The organism is Streptomyces sp. NPDC005878, from assembly GCF_040629815.1.
Lineage (GTDB): Bacteria > Actinomycetota > Actinomycetes > Streptomycetales > Streptomycetaceae > Streptomyces.
Genome location: NZ_JBEXWK010000011.1, coordinates 112,761 through 131,478, shown reverse-complemented (window position 1 = coordinate 131,478; position 18,718 = coordinate 112,761). Strand labels below are relative to the sequence as shown.

The window sequence follows — 18,718 nt, the reverse complement described above, 5'->3', positions numbered from 1 at the left end:
GCGGCCAGTTGCGCCGGCTGCGGCACTCAGTCAGGCACCCGGTGGGGGCAGCGGCCACCGCTCTCTCAGCCGCGCGGTCTGACCGTCCAGCCCCCGTCATCGTGCGGGCGCGGAAAAACGGGTGCGCCGGGGCCTGGTGCCGTAAGACGATCGGGTATGACCTGGCATCTCACGGACGACGTCGAAACCTTCCTGGTGGCCGCGGACCCCTTCCTCGCTGCCGACCCGGCCCGCAACACCGTGTTGCTCACCCTCGGCGCGGGGGCGCGCGAAGGGCACTGGCCAGGAGCCCGGTTCGGGTGGTGGACCGGGCCGGGGCAGACAGTGGGCGGCGCGTACGTCCAGACCCCGGGGATGCCGCCTGTGCTCGGCACGATGCCGGACGATGCAGCCCGCGAACTCGCCGGCGCGTTGCGCGGAGAGACGCTGGTCGGGGTGAACGGCACCACGGCCACCGCTCGCGCCTTCGGGGAGGCCTGGGGGCCCTACCGGGTGGACCGGGAGGAGCGACTGTTCGAGCTGGCGACGCTCGCCGAGCCGGCGCCGGTCGCGGGCCGCGCCCGTATCGCGACCGAGGCGGATCTCCCGGTGGTCACGGAATGGATGACCGCGTTCCTCGACGAGCTGGCGCTGCCGACCGCGCTCGGCGCCGCGGCTGCCGCCGCCCGGCGTACGGCCGCCGGACAGCTGGTTCTGTGGGAGACGGAGGACGGCCCGGTGTCACTGGCCGCCGCCTCGGGGGTGCTGGCCGGCCAGTCCCGTATCGGACCGGTCTACACCCCGCCCGCCCTGCGCGGCCGTGGCTTCGCGGCCGTCGCCACGGTGGCCGCGACCCGCCTTGCCCTGGGGTGGGGAGCGGCGCGGGTGGTGCTGTTCACGGACCTGGCCAACCCGACGAGCAACGCGCTCTACCGGCGGCTGGGGTACCGGCCGGTCCAGGACCACCTGGTGCTGGACTTCACGGGTGAAGGCGGCTGAGGCCGAGACGGCCGAGCTGGCCAGGATGCCGTGCCCGGCGCACCTTACACGTGCGATTTCGCATGTTTGGCCCGTTATGCGTAGTGATGTTCATGCGGGGTACGACAGAAGCGAGCCCACGTTGCCGTGGCGTGGAGGTGAGCGGCATGGGTGCAGGCAAGAAGGTCAAGAACGTTGGCAAGACGACCAAGGGCAAGGTGAAGGAGACCACGGGCAGGGCTGTGGGAAACGAGAGTCTGGAAGCCAAGGGGCGGGGAGAGCAGGCGCTGGGTGACGTCAAACAGGCCGGTCAGAAGGCCAAGGACGCACTCAAGCACTGACCAAGCGTTGACGCTCAAGCAGTGATAAGCATTGGCGCTCGGGTGTCGAGAAGGCCGGCGGAGACGTTCCGCCGGCCTTCTCGCGTTTCGCACGCGGGCACCTGCACGCAGAAAGGCACTCCGGCGGACACTCCGGCAGGTCGGCGCGCGCTACCCGCCGGTATCACGCGGAACCCGCCGGTATCACGCGGACCGTGAGCGTCGGCGCCGCCGGGGCGGGGAGGGCTCGTACTCCTCGTCCTCGTCCTCCTCCTCGTCCGGTTCGCCCTCCGGCTCGTCCTCTCCGGCGTACTCCGCCTCCTCATCCTCGTCCGCGTACTCCCCGTCGTCCTCATCCTCGTCCGCGTACTCGTCCTCCTCCTCGTCCGTCTCGGCGCCGTCGTCCTGGTCGGCGTACTCGCCCTCCTCCTCGTCTTCCTCTTCCTCCTCCTCGTCCGGGTTCTCGTTCTCTTCGTCCTCCAGGGCTTCTTCGTGGGTCCGGACGACCTCGCCGTCGCGGATCTCGCCGCGCCAGCCTTCCGGTTCGTCGGTGGTGAGGGTGGTGTGGCGCAGGAAGTTCTTGAGGTCGAGGCGCAGGCGGCGGCCCTGTGCCCGCCACAGGTTGCCGGTCTTCTCGAAGAGCCCGCTGGGGTAGTACTCGACGACGATGATGATGCGGGTCAGTGTCGGGGCCAGCTCGTGGAAGCTGACGCAGCCCCGCGTGGTGCCCTTGGCGCCCTCGGAGGTCCACACGATGCGGTCGTCGGGTATCTGCTCCTGCACGGTGGCTTTCCAGCTCCGCGTGGAGGGACCCACCTTGACCTTCCAGTCGCTCTCCGTTTCCTCGCCACGGGAGACATCACGGACTCCCTTGGCGAATCCGCTGAAGTCCTCGTACTGGGTCCAGAAGTCGTACACCGTACGCAGGGGGAGGCCGACGTCGAGCGCCTCGACGATGTTGACCACCTTGCCGCCGCTCTTGCGGCCGCGGCCCTTGCCGCCGCCGCCGAGGCCCGAGACGGTGTCGGTCACCTTGTCCTTGAGGTTGCCGAGCTTCTGTCCGGCGAAGGCCTTCAACGGGGAGTCGCCCTCAAGGAGGCGACCGCCGATGCCGGCGACGTCGGAGAGGGAGCCGCCGTTGTCGGCGACGTCGTAGAGCTGGTCGGTGAGGTCCGAGAGTTTGTCCGTGACCTTGTCGGCGAGCTGGTCGGCCTGGGCGCCGAGGTACCCGGACGCTTCCTTCAGCAGCTGGTCCAGCCCCGAGGGCTGGGACGAGGAGCGGTTTGAGGTTGCCATGGCCTACCTCCGCGTGGCCGTCTTGCGAGCCGCGGTCTTCTTCGCGGCCGTCTTCCGGGCCGGGGTGCGGCCGGTGGTCTTCTTGGCAGAGGCCTTGGATGCGGCGCTCTTACGTCCCGGGCTACCTCCCGGGCTACGTCCCGGGCTCTGCGCGGCCGTCTTCTTGCGCGGCGCGGCACTGCTCTTCTTCGCGGCCGGCTTCGACGGGGCCGTCCGGGATGCGGTGCTCTTCTTGGCGGGTGCGGCCGCGCTCTTCGACGCCGTCCTACTGCTGGCGGCTTTCCTCGTCGTCGTCCTCTTTGCCGGGGCCTTCTCCGCCGTCTTCTTCTGCCCGGTCCTCTTCGCCGGGGTCTGCTTGGCCGTGGTCTTCTTTGCCGTGGCCTTCTTGGCCGGCGGGGAACTCTTCGCCGGAGTCTTCTCGGCGGGGGCGGCTTTCTTGGCCGGTGCGCGCTTGGCGGTCGCTGTCTTCTTCGCGGGGGCCGCCGCCCTCTTCGCGGGGGCGGGACGCGCTGCGGCCTTCTTGGCGGGGGCGGAGGTCCTGGTGGCGCGGGCGCGGGCCGGAGTACGGGTCCGGCGCGGCGGCGGGGGAGGCGGTTCTTCCTCTTCCTCCTCGGGCTCCTCTTCTTCCTCTTCCTCCGCTTCGTCCTCGGGCTCGCCGCCCTCTTCGTCTTCCTCCTCCTCGTCCTCCTCGTCGTAACGCTCCGCGTTTACGTCTTCGTCCTCGTCCTCGTACGGCTCCTCGTCCTCGTCGGACTCCTCTTCCTGACCCTCGTCCTCTTGGTCCCGGCCGCGACCGGCGCCGCTGCGGGACAGTTCCAGGGTGCGTTCGTGGAGGGAGCCGGCGAGGTCGGTGAGCTTGCGGTTGGCGGCCGTGGCCAGCGCCTGACGGCCGGCGTCGAGGGCTTCGCCGCGCAACTGCTCACCGAGGTCGGCGAACTGCGGCATCTCCTTGAGCCGGGAGGCGCCTTCCTTGAGCAGCTGCCCCGGTCCGAGCCCGAAGCGGCGTCCGGCGAGATAGGTCGCCGCGGTGAACGCCAGGCGACCCTTCTTCGTTCGGCCGAGTACGTAACCCCCAGCCAGCGCGGCTGCGAGCGCGATCTTGCTGGTGTCCTCCATGATCATCCCCTACCAGGGCGCTGACGGACTGAATACTCGCCCGAGGGCGGCGGCTGCGACGTCGTGCCGCCCATCGAGGAGTGGGAGGTCCAGCCTGGGCGGTCCTCGAAAAACTTCTGCCCCTACGGCGAGACTTATACATGAATATGGTGACATTCTAGGTTCTGTGAGGCGGTCTTCCCAAGGGAGGGATCCATGACCGCAGCGGAACCAGCACACCCCCGACGCGCCTCGTCGCACGCCGCCGGTGAGGACGGAGCTCCGGAGAGCACAGCGCCCCGGCGCGCCGCACCCCGCCACCGTTCCGGCAGGCCCGGCGCGGCGGCGGCGATGCGCGCCGCGGCCGACCAGCTCGCCGAACTCCTGGGCCGTTTCCCCGAATCGGTCTCCTCGCTCAAACCGGCCGAGGGCGGCTGGGAAGCGCAGGTGGAGGTGGTGGAGCTGGAACGGATCCCGGACACCACCAGCGTGATGGCCAGCTACCGGGTCGCGCTGGACGAGGAGGGCGAGCTGATCTCTTACGAACGCACCCGCCGCTACAGCCGCGGCATGATCGACCGGCAGACCTGAACCGTCGCCGGCGGAAGGAGGCACCATGACCATGGTGCCGCAGGGCGGCAGCCCCGTCGCGCGAGGGCAAGGGGGCGGCGGCACGGGCAGCCTCTACGACGTCTTGGAACTCATCCTCGACCGCGGGCTGGTCATCGACGTCTTCGTCCGCGTCTCGCTGGTGGGCATCGAACTCATCAAGATCGACGCCCGGATCGTGGTCGCCAGCGTCGACACCTACCTCCGTTTCGCCGAGGCCTGCAACCGCCTCGACCTCGAATCGGGCCGCAAGGCCCCCGCCCAGCTGCCGGAGGTCATGGGCGACATGCTCGAGGGCGGCGCGCGGGGGAAGACCAAGGGAGCCCTCGGCGGGGCCGCGGAGGCCGTGACCGATGCCCTGTCCGGCAAGTCGTCCAAGTCCGCGCAGCCGGAGTCCGCCGAGCCGGAGGAAGAGGAAGAGGTCGAGGAGGCACCCAGGCGTCGCCGGCCCTCCCGGCGGCCCGTACGGCGGGAGCGGGAGAAGGAGTAAGCGATGCCCCTCTACGTGTACTCGATCACCGCCCAGGACCACCCCCGCCGCCTGGACGGGGTCAGCGGTGTCGGATCCGAACCCACAGCGCTGCGGAGCGTCGCCGCCGGTCCCCTGTGCGCGGTGGTCAGCGACATCAGCGAAGAGATCCGGCCCAAACGCCGGGACCTCACCGCGCACCAGGAGGTCCAGGAGCGGCTGATGGCCGACGGCTCGGTCCTGCCGCTGCAGTTCGGGTACATCGCCACCGACGACCTCGCGGTCCGCCAGGCCCTGGAGAGCAACGCCGAGAGCTACCTCAGCACCCTTGAGCGCCTCGACGGCTGCGCCGAGTACCACGTGCGCGCGTCGCAGACCGATGAGACGCCCCTGTTGCAGCAGATACTCGACGATCTGCCCGAGGCACGGGACCTCAACGAGCGGATCCGCGGCGGCGACCAGGACCCGCGCCTGCCCCTGGCCCTGGGGGAACTGGTCGCCCGCGAGGTGGAGGCCCGGCAGGAGACCCTGGCCGCAGGCATCACAGAAGCACTCGTCCCCTACGCCCGTGAACACATCGCCCGGCCGCCCGCGTCGAACGATCTTCTCAATCTCTCGCTGCTCGTACCGGACGGGCAGCAGGACGGTCTCCGCGCGGCTGAGGCCGAGCTGGCCCGCGGGATCGGCGACGGTGTCGACCTGCGGTTCTCCGGCCCCCTGCCGCCCTACAGCTTCGTGTGATCCGGACCGGCGCCGGCGCCGGCGTCGGAACCGGACCAACCGCATCGCAGCATCGCAGCGCCACCAGGGAGAGGAGGGAGACCGGATGGGACTGCTGACCAGCCTCTTCACCCTGCCCGTCGCTCCGGTACGTGCCGTCACCTGGGTCGCCCAGCGTGTGGTCGACAAGGCCGAGGAGGAGTACTACGACCCGGCACCGGTCTGGCGCCGGCTCGGCGAGCTGGAGCAGCAGTTGCTGCGCGGTGAGATCGACCAGGAGACCTTCGACCGCCAGGAGGACGAGCTGCTCGACCGGCTGGAAGAGATCTCCGAGTTCCGGCAGCAACTGCCCTGAGGACACCGGGAGCCACCCGTGAGCGAACCTTTGCCCGGCCGACCCGGATCCTTCGCCTCCCGCGCGCCGACGCCGTACGGGCAGAGCTCCTCGTCCAGCCTCGCCGACATCCTTGAGCGGGTGCTGGACAAGGGCATCGTGATCGCCGGGGACATCCGCATCAACCTTCTCGACATCGAGCTGCTGACCATCAAACTCCGCATCCTGGTCGCCTCCGTGGACAAGGCCAAGGAGATGGGCATCGACTGGTGGGAGCACGACCCGTCCCTGTCGTCCCGCCACACCGGCAGCCCCCTGGAGCAGGAGAACCGCCGCCTGCGCGCCGAACTGGAGGCGCTGCGTAAGGGGCGGACGGGCGGCCGCGAGCTTCTGGAGAACACCGAGGAGACCGGCGGAGCGTCCGGCGGAGCACCCGGTGGGACGACACGGGGGCGCCCGCAGTGAACACCGGACAGGACACCCTCACGTACGTGTATGCCGTCACCCGGCAGACGGAGCCGCTGCGGGGACTCCTCGCCGAGCTCCGGGGCGTCGGCCGGACTCCCGTCGTACTGCTGGCCGCCGACCCGGAGACCGGGCCCAGCCCAGCCGCCGGGTCCACGTCTGCCGCCGGGCACGCCCCTGCCGCCGGGGCCGTTCCCGCCCCTCTTGCCCTGGTCGTCAGCCCCGTGCCGTACGACGACTTCAACGAGACGGCTCTCAAGGACCACTTCGAGGACCTGGAGTGGCTCGAAAGCGTCGCGCGCGCCCACCACGAGGTGGTGCAGGCCATCGCCACCCGGGAAACAGTCCTGCCCCTGCGCATGGCCACCGTCTACCGGGACGACAGCCGGGCCCGTCTGGCACTGACCGAACAGCAGCCCGTATTCGCGCGACGCCTGGCCGAGCTCGACGCCCATACCGAATACGGCGTCAAGCTCTACCTCACCCGCGCGGCCCCGCCGCCCGCCGCCGCACCCGTCGGCAGCGCCGACGGGCCCGGCCCCACCACACCGGGCAAGGCATACCTACAGCGCCGCAAAGCGCAGCACCACGCCCGCGAGACGGTCTACCAGGAGGCGCGGCAGGCGGCCGCGTCCATCGAGGTGATCGCCGCGGCCTACACCCCGCACCGGGTCCGGCACGCCCCCCAGAGCGGAGCCCTCACCGGTCCCCGGGAAGACCGCCGGGAAAACGTCGTCAACGACGCGTACCTCGTGCCCGACGGAGACGCCGACCGGTTCCGGTCCGACATCGAGCAGGCCGCCCGGGAGTTCCCCGGCATCCGCGTCGAGGTGACGGGCCCCTGGGCCCCGTACTCCTTCGCCATGACAGCCGATGAGGCGGCGGACCAGAGCGGATCCGAGGGGCAGGGGCCATGACGCCCGCGGAGCCGGGCGGGCCGCCGCCCTACCGCGAGCCGTTGCCCGGCCGCCAGGTCGCGCTGGTCGACCTCCTCGACCGGCTGCTCAGCGGGGGAGTGGTCGTGGCGGGCGACATCGTTCTGTCGATCGCGGACATCGACCTCGTCCGCATCTCGCTGCGCGCCCTCATCGTGTCCGTCAGCTCCCAGACGGCTGACTCCCCGACGGCTGACTCCCAGAGGGATGCCTCTTTGGCGGATGCCTCCCGGGCGCACGACCTTCCGGCAGGCAGACGTGGACCGTGACCACTCCCAAGAGCCCCGCAGCCCCGGCGCCGACCCAGGCCTGGACAGCGTGGGCGACACCATGGCGCGGGCGTTCCGGCTGGTCCAGGCGCCCCCCACCTCGCGCGACGCCGGAGCGGGCGATCCCGCCCACCGCATCCACACCGACCCCGAAACCGTGGGGGAGGACCTCCTCAAACTCGTCCTCACCCTCATCGAGCTCCTGCGCCAGCTCATCGAACGCCAGGCCCTGCGCCGTGTGGACGCCGGCGACCTCACCGACGACCAGGAAGAAGAACTCGGGGCCACCCTCCTCGCCCTCCACGACAGCCTCGCCGACCTGTGCGCCGAGCACGGCTACTCCCTGGAAGACCTGAACCTCGACCTCGGCCCCCTGGGCACACTGCTCCCGCGCGAGGACTGACCGCCCCCTGCCCGCCCCGCCCCCACTTGCTGCACCTATCGAGATTCGATAGATTTACATCGCAAGTCGATGGAAGGGTGGGACATGGGAAAGCTGACCGTGCGTGCACTGTCTGCCGTGCTCTGGGTGGTGCTGACCGGTACCGCGCTCGTGCAGGTGCTGATGGTGTGGACCTTGGCCGGCGGAAACGACCCGGAGGACGGATCGCTCCCGTTGACCGCGCTGCGCGTGATCACGATCCTGGGCATGATCTCGGTCCAGGTCGCCCTCGTCTGCGTAGGGCGGCTGGTGACGATGGTGCGACGCGGCACTGTGTTCTCCCACGCCGCCTTCCGGTACGTGGACGGTGTGATCGGGGCGATCGTGGCGATCGCTCTGCTCTGGTTCGTGGTCACGGCCATCAACGCGCCGGGCCAGCGCGAGGACCCCGGCGTCACTCTCATCATGGGCGGGATCGGTGTGGCCATCCTGGGGGTCGCGCTCATCGTGCTCGTCCTGCGGATGCTGCTCACCCAAGCCGTCGCGCGCGACATCCAAGCGGCCCGGATGCAGGCCGAGTTGGATGCGGTGATCTGATGCCGATCGCCGTCGACATCGACGTGATGCTGGCCAGGCGGAAGATGTCCGTGGGTGAACTCGCAGAACGGGTGGGCATCACCCCCGCCAACCTGGCTGTGCTCAAGAACGGCCGCGCCAAGGCGGTGCGCTTCGCGACCCTCGCCGCGCTCTGCGAGGTGCTCGAGTGCCAGCCGGGTGATCTGCTGCGCTGGGAGGCCGAGGAGGTCGAGGAGTCCGAGGAGACGGAAAAGGCGGTGGACGCGGCAGGCGTATAGCGCGCCCTTCCGGGATCAGTCACCCGCCGGACGGCAAGCAAACCCGTCCCCCGGACTTGCGGGCAACATCACCGCGCACCGCCTGTTCGACGTACTCAATGGGCTCCCCAGGGGGCACTGGGGGCGGGCCGGGGCCGGGCCCGTGGTGGTCACCTGCGCCTACCCGACCAGCGAGCGGGCGCAGGCGACCACCGTCAAACAGTGGACATCACGGAGAGGACCTCAGGCCCAGGGAGAGGTCACGATCCACGTCGTGTCGTCGGCCCAGGCGGTCGCGCTGTCCCAGGCGTTCGGACCGCCGTGGCCGGCGATGTAGGTGGCGTAGTTGTAGTGGCGGACGAAGTCGCTGGGGTAGTTGGCGGACCGGAGCGAGATCCCCTGACCGTGGTGGCCTGCCTGCGGACAGAAGGTGGCGTCCAGCCGGGACAGGCCGTCACCGATGCTGTCGACGCGTAGCCGGTAGTCGTAGTGGCGCAGGTACTGTCCCGGCTTGTCGGCGGATTCGAAGGAGACGCACGAGGCGTCGCCCAGGCCCGCGCGCACGATCCAGGTGGCGGCGGCCTTGTCGGCAGCCGGACTGGAGGACGAGGTCGCGGCGATGACGGCGTTGCTGTCGGAAGCGTTGTGCCGGAGGTAGTCGTTGGTGCAGCAGGTGGTGGTGGCGCGCAGGGACACCCTGGAACCCGTGGTCGGGGCGCCCGCCACGGGGGACGTGGCGTACCGGGCCGCGTTGATGTCGGCCTGTACGGCGTTCTCGGTTGCGGCGGTCGGATAGCCGGACGTCATGACACCCTCGTAGAAGGTGCCGGCGGAGCCGTTGCTGTTGTCGCCGCCGATGCCGAGGATGATCGCCCCCTCCTTCTTCATCGGGTTGTACCCGGTGGCGTTGGGGCGGGGACCGTCGTACGAGGTGGACAGGCCGCCCGACTGGGCGTTCCCGGACCGGATGGCCCAGTGGTTCGGTTCGCCCTTGACGACGGCGGTCAGGAACCGGTGGCCGACGCTGGGATTGTTCGCGTTGTAGCCGCGGTTGACTCCGGAGAACAGACCGTTTTCGAGGTCGGCCATGACCCAGGGGCCGTTGCCCGTTCCGTAGCCCCAGCTCTTGCTGTTGCCGAAGTAGATGGTCTCCATCGTGCCGTTGCCGTTGTCCCGGCTGTTGGTCTCGGCGTTTCCGTAGTCGAAGCAGCAACCTCCGTTGTAGTGGGTGCCGTCGAGGACTGCGTACATGCCTTCCGGCCGGTCGCCGGTCGCGATGCCGTTGGTGTTGTTGTTGCGATACCCGGTGCCAGGCGCGATGAAGACGCCGTACGCCTTGTGGCCGCCCACGGTGACGGGCGCGGCGGAGGCTTCCGCGAGGTTGTCGTAACCACCCGCGGCGGGGCCCTGGAACCCTCCGGGCGGCGCCTGGGTGAGGTGGTTGCCGCGGCCGGACTGGTCGTAGAGAACGGTGATGAGGCAGCTCGTCCCCGCGCAGAACGCGTCCTGCGCGGCGGCGTCGGCGTAACCGCCCGCGCCGAGGGCCCCGATGTCCCGCACGGAACCGTCCGAAGCGCGCTTCACCTGGTACAGGCGGCCGCTGTAGGCGGAGTACAGGGCCCGGGTCGTGCTGTGCGCGGCCACACAGGGTGTGCCCCCGGCGGCGTACAGGTCACAGGGCAGCGACCCGGCGGCCGCCGCCCTGTTGCCGGCGGACACCTGCCCGCCGAGCAGAGCCGCGGCCATGGCCAGCACGAGTGCCAGCAGAGCGAGCGGCCTGGCCGGCCTTGAGCGAACCAATCCCACAGACATGGTTTCTCTCCCGGAGGTGGGTGAGGAGGGCACCGTTCACCGGGGAAGGTGAAGGAGCCTGAGAGTCATGCTCATGACATCCAATTGTTCGAGGTTTCGAACGATGGTCGCAATTACGGACGAGGATTGATGATTGGGTAACTCCCTACGGCTGTCAACACTTTGCACGCGTTCGACCGGCGCAGGCCGCCCCGCACCGGTCGATGTCGACAACGGGCCATCAGTAGAACGCAGTCGAGTCGGCGGACCAGGGCCTTGCGTCGGCGGATCAGAGCTGCGTCAGAGGACCACAGCCACGTCAGCGGATCAGAGTCCGCAGGACGGGCACGCTGCCACCGGCGGTGAACAGACCCGCGAGAATCGCGTCGGCTACGCGGCCGTTGTCCAGGAAGGTGAGGCCGCCGACCACGAGTCCCATGATGAACGCCGTCAGGAGGACGAGGGCGGTGTGCATGGTCACGAAGGGACTGGGTGGCGGCGACGTGCGGGGCGGGATCGGGGAAGGTACGGAACTCACGTGCTGCTCCAGAGGCAGGATAGGAGACGGGATGACGATGAAGTGACAGAGCTCCTGTTGCGTGCGGCGTCTGTTCGCGGCTCGGCGGCCACAGGTGCTGGGACGCGTGTGGATCAGCCGGGTTCGCCGCACTCGTACAAGGGCAGTTTGCCGAGGTAGGCGTCCGTACGGTGCCCGAGCGAGTCCACCGCGACAGCGGTGAGTCGCAGCTTCACGGTCTCCAGATGCTTGGGCGTCGCTCGGTAGTCCGGGACGTCGAAGCGGATGGCGTCTCCGTCGGCGACTCCAGCGTCCGATACGTACGTCCCGTCGGTGGGGTGTTGGATGTACAGCGTCAGGTGGGAGACGCCCGAGGGGTCGGACGCCGCGAGCCACACGCTGTAGGTGGTGGGTGTTCCGGCTGGGCCACAGGTCTGCATCTGAACGCCGTGGTAGTCGAGGACCACCTGCCCGACCGCGTTCGTACTGATGCGGGTGAGGGACACAGCAGGGCCGGTGGTGTCCGGCGGCGGGACGACTACACCGGCGTCTTCGCCTTTGCGGGGGTCGCTGTGAGAGCTGTTGGCGCTGTCGCCATTACCGTCGCCGTGACTCTTGGTGAGACTGCTGTCGTCCGAGCGCCCCTGGTCATCACCCCCCGTGTTGCCGGTGGTCTTGCCGTGACCGCTTCCGCTGCTGTCGTCCCCGCCGTGGCCGCTGTCTCGGCTCCCGCTGCTCTGGGAGCCATGGGAGCCGTTTCCGTCGCTGCCGCTGCCGCTGCCGCTGCCGCCGGGGTTTCCGTTGCGGTCCCTGTCGTCGGCGCTGTGACCAGATGCGTCACCGCGTTTACCGGCGTCCTTGATTGATGGGTGGCCGGTGTTGCCACCGGGACTGCCGGGGCTGCCCGGGGGAGTGTCGGAGGGGGCGACGATGCCGGGTGCCAGTGCCCGCAGAGGTCCGGCGAAGTCCGACCCACTCTTGTGCAGGGCCACGCCCACGACGAGTCCGGCGACGACGCATGCGCCGATCGTCGTGGAGACACGGTGCCTTGGGCGACGGGAGGGCTGCTGGTGTGAGTACCACGCTCCCACAGGGCGGTCGAGCGGGTTCCGGCCACTGCCCTCCCGCCGTGTCCCGCGACCGTCGCTGCGAGCGGCCGCGCGTGGCGTGCCGGGACCACCGGTACGTCGTAGCTCGCGCACACGCGCCTTTGCTCCGGTGCCTTCCGTGCCCAGCTCGTCGCAGACGTTACGGATGCGGTCGCGCATGGCGGGAGAGGGAAGCAATACCGGCAGCGTCCAGACGAATTTGTGCTGCGAGGGTGCTTCCCACTCCGTCCGAAGCGGTTCACACCCCGGCTCCTCGCATCCCTTCAGGTGCGACTCCACGCTCGCCACCAGGGCAGGAGTGACATGCGTCGCCGAGCTGGCCAGTTCCTGCCTCAGCTCCCGGCACTCGACCGACGCTGCCTGCCACCGCATCACCAGGAGCGCGGCCTGCGCGCTCTTCTGCGCCCGCATCTTCCTCTGGGAGAGCGTGTTCTCAGTGATCCTCAGCTCTCGGGCCTGCTCCCTCGTGGACCGTCCAGTTACTGTTTGCTCCAATGCCAGTTCCAGGGTCTGGCATTCGCGCTCGTTCAGGGCCGACAGGATCCCGTCCCACAGCTTCTGGGCGGCCAGTTGCTCCTCTGCCTGCCGCAGAGGCACACAGGTCTCCGGATCGGGGTCCCACAATTTGCTCAGTCCCCTGCGCTCCGACGCCAGTTGTCGGAACCTCGTCGCCACCAGGTTGTGGACGGCCTCCTTCAGCCATGCGCGCGGATTCGCGACCGGCTTCCTGGAACGCAGCAGTGCCTCGTACGCCAGCGCGACCACGTCTTCAGCCTCGGCCCACTGTCCCGCCCCCAGCCTCCGCCGGGCGACCACCTTCAGCCACTTGGTGTAGGACCAGAGGATCTCCGTGGCTTCGGAGTCCCCCTTCCGGAACCGCTCGACGAGTTCGCCGTCATCCATGGTCATCGCTTCCCGCCTCTCTTCCCTGGTCGGTCACACCGTCCTTGAGGTGCGTCATCGACAATGAGGTCGCATGGGCCGCCCGAGGTCTGACAGCTGGCACCCCCATATTTTCTGGAGAAACGGTTTCCCAGCGGATTTCCAGTGCCATGCAAGGAATTTGCGGTACATCGCCAGTCACGCCGTGTGGACGTTGACGGAAGACGCCTGATGAGGATTCCGGGGTCCGCTGTAGACGAGTCACCCCGGCGTATGTACGGCAGGTAGGCGCGCGGGTTGTGCGCCGGGGCTCGTCAACGTGGTCCGGTATCACCCGTGGAGCGGGACGCGGGGACGACAGGCCCGCTCCCGACCTTTGGGCGGCGCCTGATCCTTTGGGGGAGTGGTCCCTGCCTCCGCTTACGCCCGGCCCGGCCGGTAGACGCTCAGATCCCCGTAAGTTGCCAACACCCCGGCCACGTCCCCGGGTTGGTGCCGCAGCGTCGCGTCCAGGAAGGCGAGTGTGGTCGCGGCGACCACGTGGGGGCTCTCCGTGCGGCCAAGGGAGCCGACCATCGAGGGCACGGGGGGCAGGTACAGGGGGGCGTCCATGAAGGTGAGGTGGGCGGCGCCGGGGATGGTGAGCCGGTAGGTCGTCGAGGTGCTGAGCTTGAGGACCTGGGTGAGGCGCGGTAGGTAGCGCGGGTCGGTTTCCGTGCCGATGGCCTGGGTGAGCGCGAGCGCCGGCTGGTGGAAGGGGAGCAGGGCGGGGTCGCGCGGATAGCCGTCCAGATTGATGACGGCGGCGAACCGGCGGTCCTGGCGGGCTGCTTGCAGGGCGGCACCGCCCCCCAGGGAGTGGCCGGTCACCGCGGCCCGGCCGACGTCGAGGTGTCCCGTCAGCGGGCCGTCGATTTCGCCTCGGTCCATGCGGCCCAGCTGGGTGAGGACGAAGCTGAGGTCCGCGGCTCGCACCCGCGTGGTTTCGACGGCACGCCTGTCGTCTTCGTCGTCGTCGCCCGTGGTAGCGATCCTGGTGTTGATCGTTCGGCCGTCGGTGAGGACGACGGCGGCGGAGTCGTACGGGTGGTCCAGGGCCGCGACCACGTAACCGTGGCTGGCCAGTTCCTCCGCCCAGGCGGTGTTCTGGGTACGTACGCCCCCCAGCCCCGGGGAGAACACCACGAGCGGGAACTTCGCGTCGGCGCGGGCCACCGGGGCGTCGAAGACCGCGTGGGTGTGGGCACGCGGGACACCGTCGACCAGGAAGCCGGGCAGGCCGCTATAGCGCGCGAGGGCATGGGAGACCGTGCGTGCCTCCTGCTCCGTGCGGCCGAGGTACCGGGCTCGCGGCGAGTCGGCGGGCATCTTCCGCGCGGGGTACCAGAGCTGCACCACGACCGTGCGCCGGTCGTCGGGTTCGGGAGTGGCGGTCTCGGAGCGGTCCGGGTCGGTCCACTGCATCACGCGGGTGCCGACAGCGAACTGGCCGGTCGGCGTGGGGAACACGGGGACAGGAAAGGCCCAGGCGGCAACGGGACCCGTGGCGATCAGGGCGACGCACGCGACCGATCCCGGCAGCGCGAGCCACCATCGTGCCCGTCTCACCGGCCGGCCGGTACGTCGGCGGATCAGCGGAGAGACGGCGAACGGCAAGGCGAGGGCAGCGCCTGCCAGTACCGGCAGCATCTGCCAGCGCAGCCCCACCACACTCAGTACGGCCGCGGACAGGACGAAACCCGCTCCCGCCGCGATCGTGACGGATGGGCGAGCGGCGGGGGGAAGCCAGCGCGCCAGCACCAGCGTGACGGCGCCCAGCAGAGCAAGTACTTCCAGGGGAGACATGTGCAGTCCCGTGATGATGTCGGTCACCCGTCCATCCTCGGCGCGGGGCACATACCGTCACATCGGTCCCGGGTCGTCGGCGTGTGCGACCGGAGTCGCACTCCCAGGGTTGTCCCGTGTGCGATCCCCGTCGCATCCAGGCATGTCACGGGTGCAACCGGAGTGGCAATCGAACGCGGCAGGTCAGCGCTGGCTTTGCGACCACGGGAGGGGGTCGGACTCCTCCTGCGGTCGTACGTCGGCACCGCACCATCAGACGCTGGACTCATGCGTGCGCACCGGACCGCGGCCTACGGTGACAGGGCCGCGCGTGGTACGTGCCGGGCAGCGCGGGGCGTCCCCTTCCCGTGCTCGACCCGGCTCCGGCTGTACGAGGTGGCAGTCCCGACCGGGGCCACGATGACGTTGAGTCGACAGGAACATGTGATGACCGAGGCGGCTGCGGAGACCGGCAGTGCTCACTCGACTCGCCCGATTCACCCGGTGGGTTTCCGGGACCGGGTGCTGCGCGCCTCGACGGCCGTACGGCTGACGAGGTGTGCCGGCCCGGCCGTAGCACGGGCGGCGCGACCGATCAGCGCTGCTCGGCGCCGCTGCTCCCGGGTGCCGTCCACGGTGTGGGATTCGCTGCTGCCGGCACTGCTCCTCCTCAACATCATGACCACGTTCGAGCCGCACGCATGGCCCGTCGCCATGACCCTCACCGCGGCTCTCGCGCTGCCCCTGGTGTGGCGGCGCCGGGCCCCGCTCACGGTGTTCGGCGTCGTGGCGGCCGCGGCCTTCGTCCAGTGGCTGATGGACGTCCAACTGCCGGCGGACGTCGCCCTGCTGGTGGCGCTCTACACGGTGGCCGCGAACGCGGGGCGGCGCGGCACACTGGTCGCCGGTGCCGTCGTGGAGACGGGAGTCCTGCTGGCCTGTCTGCGCTGGGTGGCGGAAGACGCGTTTCTGACCCCCTTCGTGGCGGTGACCGCGATGGTGGTCGCCGCCGCCGTCCTGGGCGTGAACATGCGGACCAGGGGCGACTACCTCGCGGCCGTGGAGGAACGGGCCACCCGCCTGGAACAGGAGCAGGACCAGCAGGCACGGCTCGCCGTCGCCGAGGAGAGGACCCGTATCACCCGGGAGATGCACGACATCGTCACCCACAACCTGTCCGTCATGGTCGCCCTCACCGACGCCGCCCTTTACGCGCAGCACCGGTCGCCCGACAGGGCCACCACCGCGATGCTCCAGATCTCGGAGACAGGGCGGCAGGCCCTCACCGACATGCGGCGGTCCCTGGGTGTCCTGCGGGCCGACGAACCGGACGCGGAGCGTCACCCGCTGCCCGGCATCGCGCAACTGCCCTCCCTCGCCGAGCAGATGGCCGCCGCCGGGTTGCCGACCCGTCTCGACGTCCACCGCGATCACACCGGCATTCCCGCCTCAGCGCAACTCACCGTCTACCGCTTGGTACAGGAAGCCTTGACCAACACCCTGAAGCACACCCCGCCGGGCACGCACGCGGAGGTCCGGGTGCGGTGCTCGGCCGAGACCGTCACCGTGGACGTCACCGACAACGGCCCACCACCCCCACGGCCCGACGCCACGCCGTCCGGCGGGCACGGCATCGCGGGCATGCGCGAGCGCGTGGCGGCCTACGGGGGAAGCGTGCGGGCAGGACCGCTCCCGGCCGGCGGCTGGGGCGTTCATACCCGTCTCGACCTCGGCAGCGGAGAAGGGCGATCCACATGACGATCCGTATCCTGATCGTCGACGACGAAGCGCTGCTCCGTATGGCGTTCAGCACGGTTCTGGAGGCGCAGCCCGACATGGCACCGGTCGGCGAGGCCGCGGACGGCAGCGAGGCCGTACGCCTGGCCCGGGAACTGCGGCCGGACGTCGTCCTCATGGACGTCCGGATGCCCGGGACCGACGGGATCGAGGCGACCCGGCGGGTGATGCGCGCCTCGCCGCGGAGCAGAGTGCTGATCCTGACCACCTTCGACCTCGACGCATACGCCTTCGCAGGACTCAACGCCGGGGCCTCCGGTTTCCTGCTGAAGAACACCAGGCCCGAAGAACTGCTCACAGCGATACGCAACGTGGCCGCGGGCGACGCGGTGGTCTCCCCGCGGATCACCCGCCTGCTGCTGAAGAACCTCCGCCGGCACATCCCCGAGAACGGCGCCCCTGGCCCCGACGAGCGGCTGCAACGGCTCAGCCCCCGCGAGCGCGAGGTGCTCATCGAGGTGAGCCGGGGCCTGACCAACACCGAGATCGCGACCACGCTGCACCTCGCGGAGGCCACGGTGAAGTCCCACCTGGGGCGCATCCTGCACAAGCTCGAACTCCGCGACCGGATACAAGCCGTGATCTTCGCCTACGAGAGCCGTCTCATCCATCCGGCATGATGTGACGGGCCTGATCCGGCGGGCCCGCTGCCGACGTGCCGGGCCGCCCCAGGGCGAACACGTCGCCCCCGCGTGGTGGGTTCACGCGTCCATGCCGGTCAAGGCCCGGCAGGTCGTGTGGCTCCCGGGCCTCGTCGTCCGGTCCGCGGGCGGCGCCCGCCGAGGGTCACTTCTTGCCCTTCAGTGCGGCCACGTCCTTGGCCAGCCCCGTCATCTGGGTGGTGAGTACGCCGATCTGCTTGGACAGGGCTGCCAGAGCGTCCGTACTGCCGGTGCTGCCGACACTGCCGTTCCGGTGCGCGCGGCCGCGCACTCGGACGACACCGGCGGGGACCCCGCTGATCTGGATGCCCACCTCGTGCCACGCCGCCAGGACGGCCGACTGCTCGGTGCTGTTGTCGCCGTACAGTTCCGCGGCCTTGTGGTAGGTGGTGTTCGCGAATTCCTGGAACTGGGTCTCGGCGCTGGAAGCCTTGAGGGATTCGTACCAGATGGCTCCGGCGGCCTCCCAGGCGAATCCACCGATTCCCGCGGCGGTCAGGTAGAACGCCTTGTTGGGAATGCCGGAGTTGATGTGCACCCCGCCGTTGTCGCCTCTTTCCGAGCTCGGCAGATGGACGAACCTGCTCATGTGGTCGGGCTGGGGGTCCTTGCCGAACAGGGCGTTGTCGTATGCCTGGCCCGGGGCCTTCATCGACCGCAGGGCGTCGGCGTCGATCCCGGGAGTGAACACATCGGGACCGATCAGCCAGTCCGCCTCCTCGACCGACTGCTTGAGCGACCACTGTTTCACCAGCGACCCGAAGACGTCCGAGGCGGATTCGTTCAGGGCGCCCGGCTGGTCGTGGTAGGCGAGACCCGCGGTGTTCTCGGTGACACCGTGGGTCAGTTCGTGGGCGATGACATCGAGGGACCCGGTGAAGTCGGTGAAGATCTTTCCGTCTCCGTCACCGAAGACCATCTCCTGCCCGTCCCAGAAAGCGTTGTTGTACTCCACGCTGAAGTGGACGTATCCGTCCAGGCGCATCCCGCGGTCGTCGATGGAATCGCGGTTGAACACCTCGTGGTAGAAGTCGTGCGTCGTGCCGAGGCCGTTGAACGCCCGATTGACCGCGTCGTCCGTCGACGCCGGCCCGTCTTCCGGTCGGGCCACGATGGCTGAGGGAAGCATTCTGCCGTTCTGGCAGTCGAACACGGTCCGCCGTCCGTTGCCGGGCGTGGTGACGCCGGAGAAGCCCGCCCGGATCGCTCGCTCACCGCGCAGTCCGGCGGTGGTCAGCAGGGTGTCCAGCGCTGCTTGGTGGACTTCGTTGTTGTCGCTGCGCAGGAGCTTCTCCAGAAGCAGCGGAGGGATGATGCAGCTGATGTGGCGGGTCCTGGTCATGGGGTGCCTCGTGCGAGGAGGAGCGGTCGCGTGGGCTCGCTCATCGGGTGTTCCGGTGTGGTTGTTCTGCGTTGATCCGCGTGTTCCAGAACAACCCTGGGCCGACGCCG

At 69.6% G+C, this 18,718-nt stretch carries 21 protein-coding genes; 14 read left to right on the top strand and 7 right to left on the bottom strand.

Annotated elements, in window-relative coordinates:
* Positions 1-156 precede the first annotated feature (156 nt).
* Positions 157-978, top strand: a complete 822-nt coding sequence (locus ABZ404_RS18900; protein WP_358832615.1) for a GNAT family N-acetyltransferase — start codon at positions 157-159, stop codon at positions 976-978.
* Between the two features lie 146 nt (positions 979-1,124).
* Positions 1,125-1,298: a CsbD family protein gene (locus ABZ404_RS18895; RefSeq protein WP_358832614.1), complete on the top strand. Its 174-nt coding sequence runs from the start codon at positions 1,125-1,127 to the stop codon at positions 1,296-1,298.
* A gap of 183 nt (positions 1,299-1,481) precedes the next feature.
* Here ABZ404_RS18895 and ABZ404_RS18890 read toward each other — a convergent pair whose 3' ends face one another.
* Both ABZ404_RS18890 and ABZ404_RS18885 read right to left on the bottom strand, forming a co-directional pair.
* Positions 1,482-2,573: an SRPBCC family protein gene (locus tag ABZ404_RS18890; protein ID WP_358832613.1), complete on the bottom strand. Its 1,092-nt coding sequence runs from the start codon at positions 2,571-2,573 to the stop codon at positions 1,482-1,484.
* Positions 2,574-2,576: 3 nt separating this feature from the next.
* Positions 2,577-3,689: a histone protein gene (locus ABZ404_RS18885; RefSeq protein ID WP_358832612.1), complete on the bottom strand. Its 1,113-nt coding sequence runs from the start codon at positions 3,687-3,689 to the stop codon at positions 2,577-2,579.
* A gap of 195 nt (positions 3,690-3,884) precedes the next feature.
* Here ABZ404_RS18885 and ABZ404_RS18880 point away from each other — a divergent pair, with 195 nt between their 5' ends.
* The 10 genes from ABZ404_RS18880 to ABZ404_RS18835 all read left to right on the top strand — a co-directional run bounded on the left by ABZ404_RS18880 (position 3,885) and on the right by ABZ404_RS18835 (position 8,705).
* A complete protein-coding gene (locus ABZ404_RS18880) occupies positions 3,885-4,259 on the top strand; it encodes a gas vesicle protein (RefSeq protein WP_358832611.1) in 375 nt (124 codons plus the stop codon).
* 25 nt (positions 4,260-4,284) lie between these two features.
* Entirely contained in the window at positions 4,285-4,767 is a 483-nt protein-coding gene (locus ABZ404_RS18875) for a gas vesicle structural protein GvpA (protein ID WP_358832610.1), read from the top strand.
* Between the two features lie 3 nt (positions 4,768-4,770).
* Positions 4,771-5,487, top strand: coding sequence for a GvpL/GvpF family gas vesicle protein (locus tag ABZ404_RS18870; protein WP_358832609.1), 717 nt, complete (start codon positions 4,771-4,773; stop codon positions 5,485-5,487).
* A gap of 85 nt (positions 5,488-5,572) precedes the next feature.
* Positions 5,573-5,821, top strand: a complete 249-nt coding sequence (locus ABZ404_RS18865; protein ID WP_358832608.1) for a gas vesicle protein GvpG — start codon at positions 5,573-5,575, stop codon at positions 5,819-5,821.
* An 18-nt stretch (positions 5,822-5,839) separates the two neighbouring features.
* Positions 5,840-6,265, top strand: a complete 426-nt coding sequence (locus ABZ404_RS18860) for a gas vesicle protein (protein WP_358832607.1) — start codon at positions 5,840-5,842, stop codon at positions 6,263-6,265.
* The gene (locus ABZ404_RS18855; RefSeq protein WP_358832606.1) at positions 6,262-7,182 is read left to right on the top strand and encodes a GvpL/GvpF family gas vesicle protein; all 921 of its coding nucleotides are present in this window, start codon (positions 6,262-6,264) and stop codon (positions 7,180-7,182) included. Before ABZ404_RS18860 ends, ABZ404_RS18855 begins: the two co-directional genes overlap by 4 nt.
* On the top strand, positions 7,179-7,469 hold the full coding sequence (locus ABZ404_RS18850) for a gas vesicle protein (protein ID WP_358832605.1): 291 nt from the start codon (positions 7,179-7,181) through the stop codon (positions 7,467-7,469). The genes ABZ404_RS18855 and ABZ404_RS18850 overlap by 4 nt, the downstream gene beginning before the upstream one ends.
* Entirely contained in the window at positions 7,459-7,872 is a 414-nt protein-coding gene (locus ABZ404_RS18845) for a gas vesicle protein K (RefSeq protein ID WP_358832604.1), read from the top strand. The genes ABZ404_RS18850 and ABZ404_RS18845 overlap by 11 nt, the downstream gene beginning before the upstream one ends.
* A gap of 84 nt (positions 7,873-7,956) precedes the next feature.
* Positions 7,957-8,448, top strand: coding sequence for a DUF2975 domain-containing protein (locus tag ABZ404_RS18840; RefSeq protein WP_358832603.1), 492 nt, complete (start codon positions 7,957-7,959; stop codon positions 8,446-8,448).
* Positions 8,448-8,705 carry a helix-turn-helix transcriptional regulator gene (locus ABZ404_RS18835; RefSeq protein WP_358832602.1) on the top strand — a complete coding sequence of 86 codons (258 nt, stop codon included), beginning with the start codon at positions 8,448-8,450 and terminating at the stop codon, positions 8,703-8,705. Before ABZ404_RS18840 ends, ABZ404_RS18835 begins: the two co-directional genes overlap by 1 nt.
* Before the next feature lie 222 nt (positions 8,706-8,927).
* Here ABZ404_RS18835 and ABZ404_RS18830 read toward each other — a convergent pair whose 3' ends face one another.
* The 4 genes from ABZ404_RS18830 to ABZ404_RS18815 form a co-directional block, all read right to left on the bottom strand.
* Complete coding sequence (locus ABZ404_RS18830) at positions 8,928-10,430, bottom strand: alpha-L-arabinofuranosidase B (RefSeq protein ID WP_358832629.1); 1,503 nt, start codon at positions 10,428-10,430, stop codon at positions 8,928-8,930.
* A gap of 364 nt (positions 10,431-10,794) precedes the next feature.
* Positions 10,795-10,956, bottom strand: a complete 162-nt coding sequence (locus ABZ404_RS18825; RefSeq protein WP_358832630.1) for a hypothetical protein — start codon at positions 10,954-10,956, stop codon at positions 10,795-10,797.
* A 170-nt stretch (positions 10,957-11,126) separates the two neighbouring features.
* Positions 11,127-13,010: a sigma-70 family RNA polymerase sigma factor gene (locus ABZ404_RS18820; protein ID WP_358832601.1), complete on the bottom strand. Its 1,884-nt coding sequence runs from the start codon at positions 13,008-13,010 to the stop codon at positions 11,127-11,129.
* Positions 13,011-13,403: 393 nt separating this feature from the next.
* Entirely contained in the window at positions 13,404-14,855 is a 1,452-nt protein-coding gene (locus ABZ404_RS18815; RefSeq protein WP_358832600.1) for a hypothetical protein, read from the bottom strand.
* A 630-nt stretch (positions 14,856-15,485) separates the two neighbouring features.
* Here ABZ404_RS18815 and ABZ404_RS18810 point away from each other — a divergent pair.
* Positions 15,486-16,565, top strand: coding sequence for a histidine kinase (locus ABZ404_RS18810; RefSeq protein ID WP_358832628.1), 1,080 nt, complete (start codon positions 15,486-15,488; stop codon positions 16,563-16,565).
* Positions 16,562-17,224 (top strand): response regulator transcription factor, encoded by a 663-nt coding sequence (locus tag ABZ404_RS18805; protein ID WP_358832599.1) that lies wholly within the window; start codon positions 16,562-16,564, stop codon positions 17,222-17,224. The genes ABZ404_RS18810 and ABZ404_RS18805 overlap by 4 nt, the downstream gene beginning before the upstream one ends.
* A 166-nt stretch (positions 17,225-17,390) precedes the next feature.
* Here ABZ404_RS18805 and ABZ404_RS18800 read toward each other — a convergent pair whose 3' ends face one another.
* Positions 17,391-18,608: a M4 family metallopeptidase gene (locus tag ABZ404_RS18800; protein ID WP_358832598.1), complete on the bottom strand. Its 1,218-nt coding sequence runs from the start codon at positions 18,606-18,608 to the stop codon at positions 17,391-17,393.
* Between the last annotated feature and the right edge of the window lie 110 nt (positions 18,609-18,718).

Coding starts and splice junctions, on each gene's coding strand:
- ABZ404_RS18865 (WP_358832608.1), top strand. CDS start 5,573: ATGGGACTGCTGACCAGCCTCTTCACCCTGCCCGTCGCTCCGGTACGT.
- ABZ404_RS18830 (WP_358832629.1), bottom strand. CDS start 10,430: ATGGCCGCGGCTCTGCTCGGCGGGCAGGTGTCCGCCGGCAACAGGGCG.
- ABZ404_RS18820 (WP_358832601.1), bottom strand. CDS start 13,010: ATGACCATGGATGACGGCGAACTCGTCGAGCGGTTCCGGAAGGGGGAC.
- ABZ404_RS18875 (WP_358832610.1), top strand. CDS start 4,285: ATGACCATGGTGCCGCAGGGCGGCAGCCCCGTCGCGCGAGGGCAAGGG.
- ABZ404_RS18890 (WP_358832613.1), bottom strand. CDS start 2,573: ATGGCAACCTCAAACCGCTCCTCGTCCCAGCCCTCGGGGCTGGACCAG.
- ABZ404_RS18870 (WP_358832609.1), top strand. CDS start 4,771: ATGCCCCTCTACGTGTACTCGATCACCGCCCAGGACCACCCCCGCCGC.
- ABZ404_RS18800 (WP_358832598.1), bottom strand. CDS start 18,608: ATGACCAGGACCCGCCACATCAGCTGCATCATCCCTCCGCTGCTTCTG.
- ABZ404_RS18805 (WP_358832599.1), top strand. CDS start 16,562: ATGACGATCCGTATCCTGATCGTCGACGACGAAGCGCTGCTCCGTATG.
- ABZ404_RS18895 (WP_358832614.1), top strand. CDS start 1,125: ATGGGTGCAGGCAAGAAGGTCAAGAACGTTGGCAAGACGACCAAGGGC.
- ABZ404_RS18885 (WP_358832612.1), bottom strand. CDS start 3,689: ATGGAGGACACCAGCAAGATCGCGCTCGCAGCCGCGCTGGCTGGGGGT.
- ABZ404_RS18840 (WP_358832603.1), top strand. CDS start 7,957: ATGGGAAAGCTGACCGTGCGTGCACTGTCTGCCGTGCTCTGGGTGGTG.
- ABZ404_RS18880 (WP_358832611.1), top strand. CDS start 3,885: ATGACCGCAGCGGAACCAGCACACCCCCGACGCGCCTCGTCGCACGCC.
- ABZ404_RS18835 (WP_358832602.1), top strand. CDS start 8,448: ATGCCGATCGCCGTCGACATCGACGTGATGCTGGCCAGGCGGAAGATG.
- ABZ404_RS18810 (WP_358832628.1), top strand. CDS start 15,486: ATGACCACGTTCGAGCCGCACGCATGGCCCGTCGCCATGACCCTCACC.
- ABZ404_RS18850 (WP_358832605.1), top strand. CDS start 7,179: ATGACGCCCGCGGAGCCGGGCGGGCCGCCGCCCTACCGCGAGCCGTTG.
- ABZ404_RS18900 (WP_358832615.1), top strand. CDS start 157: ATGACCTGGCATCTCACGGACGACGTCGAAACCTTCCTGGTGGCCGCG.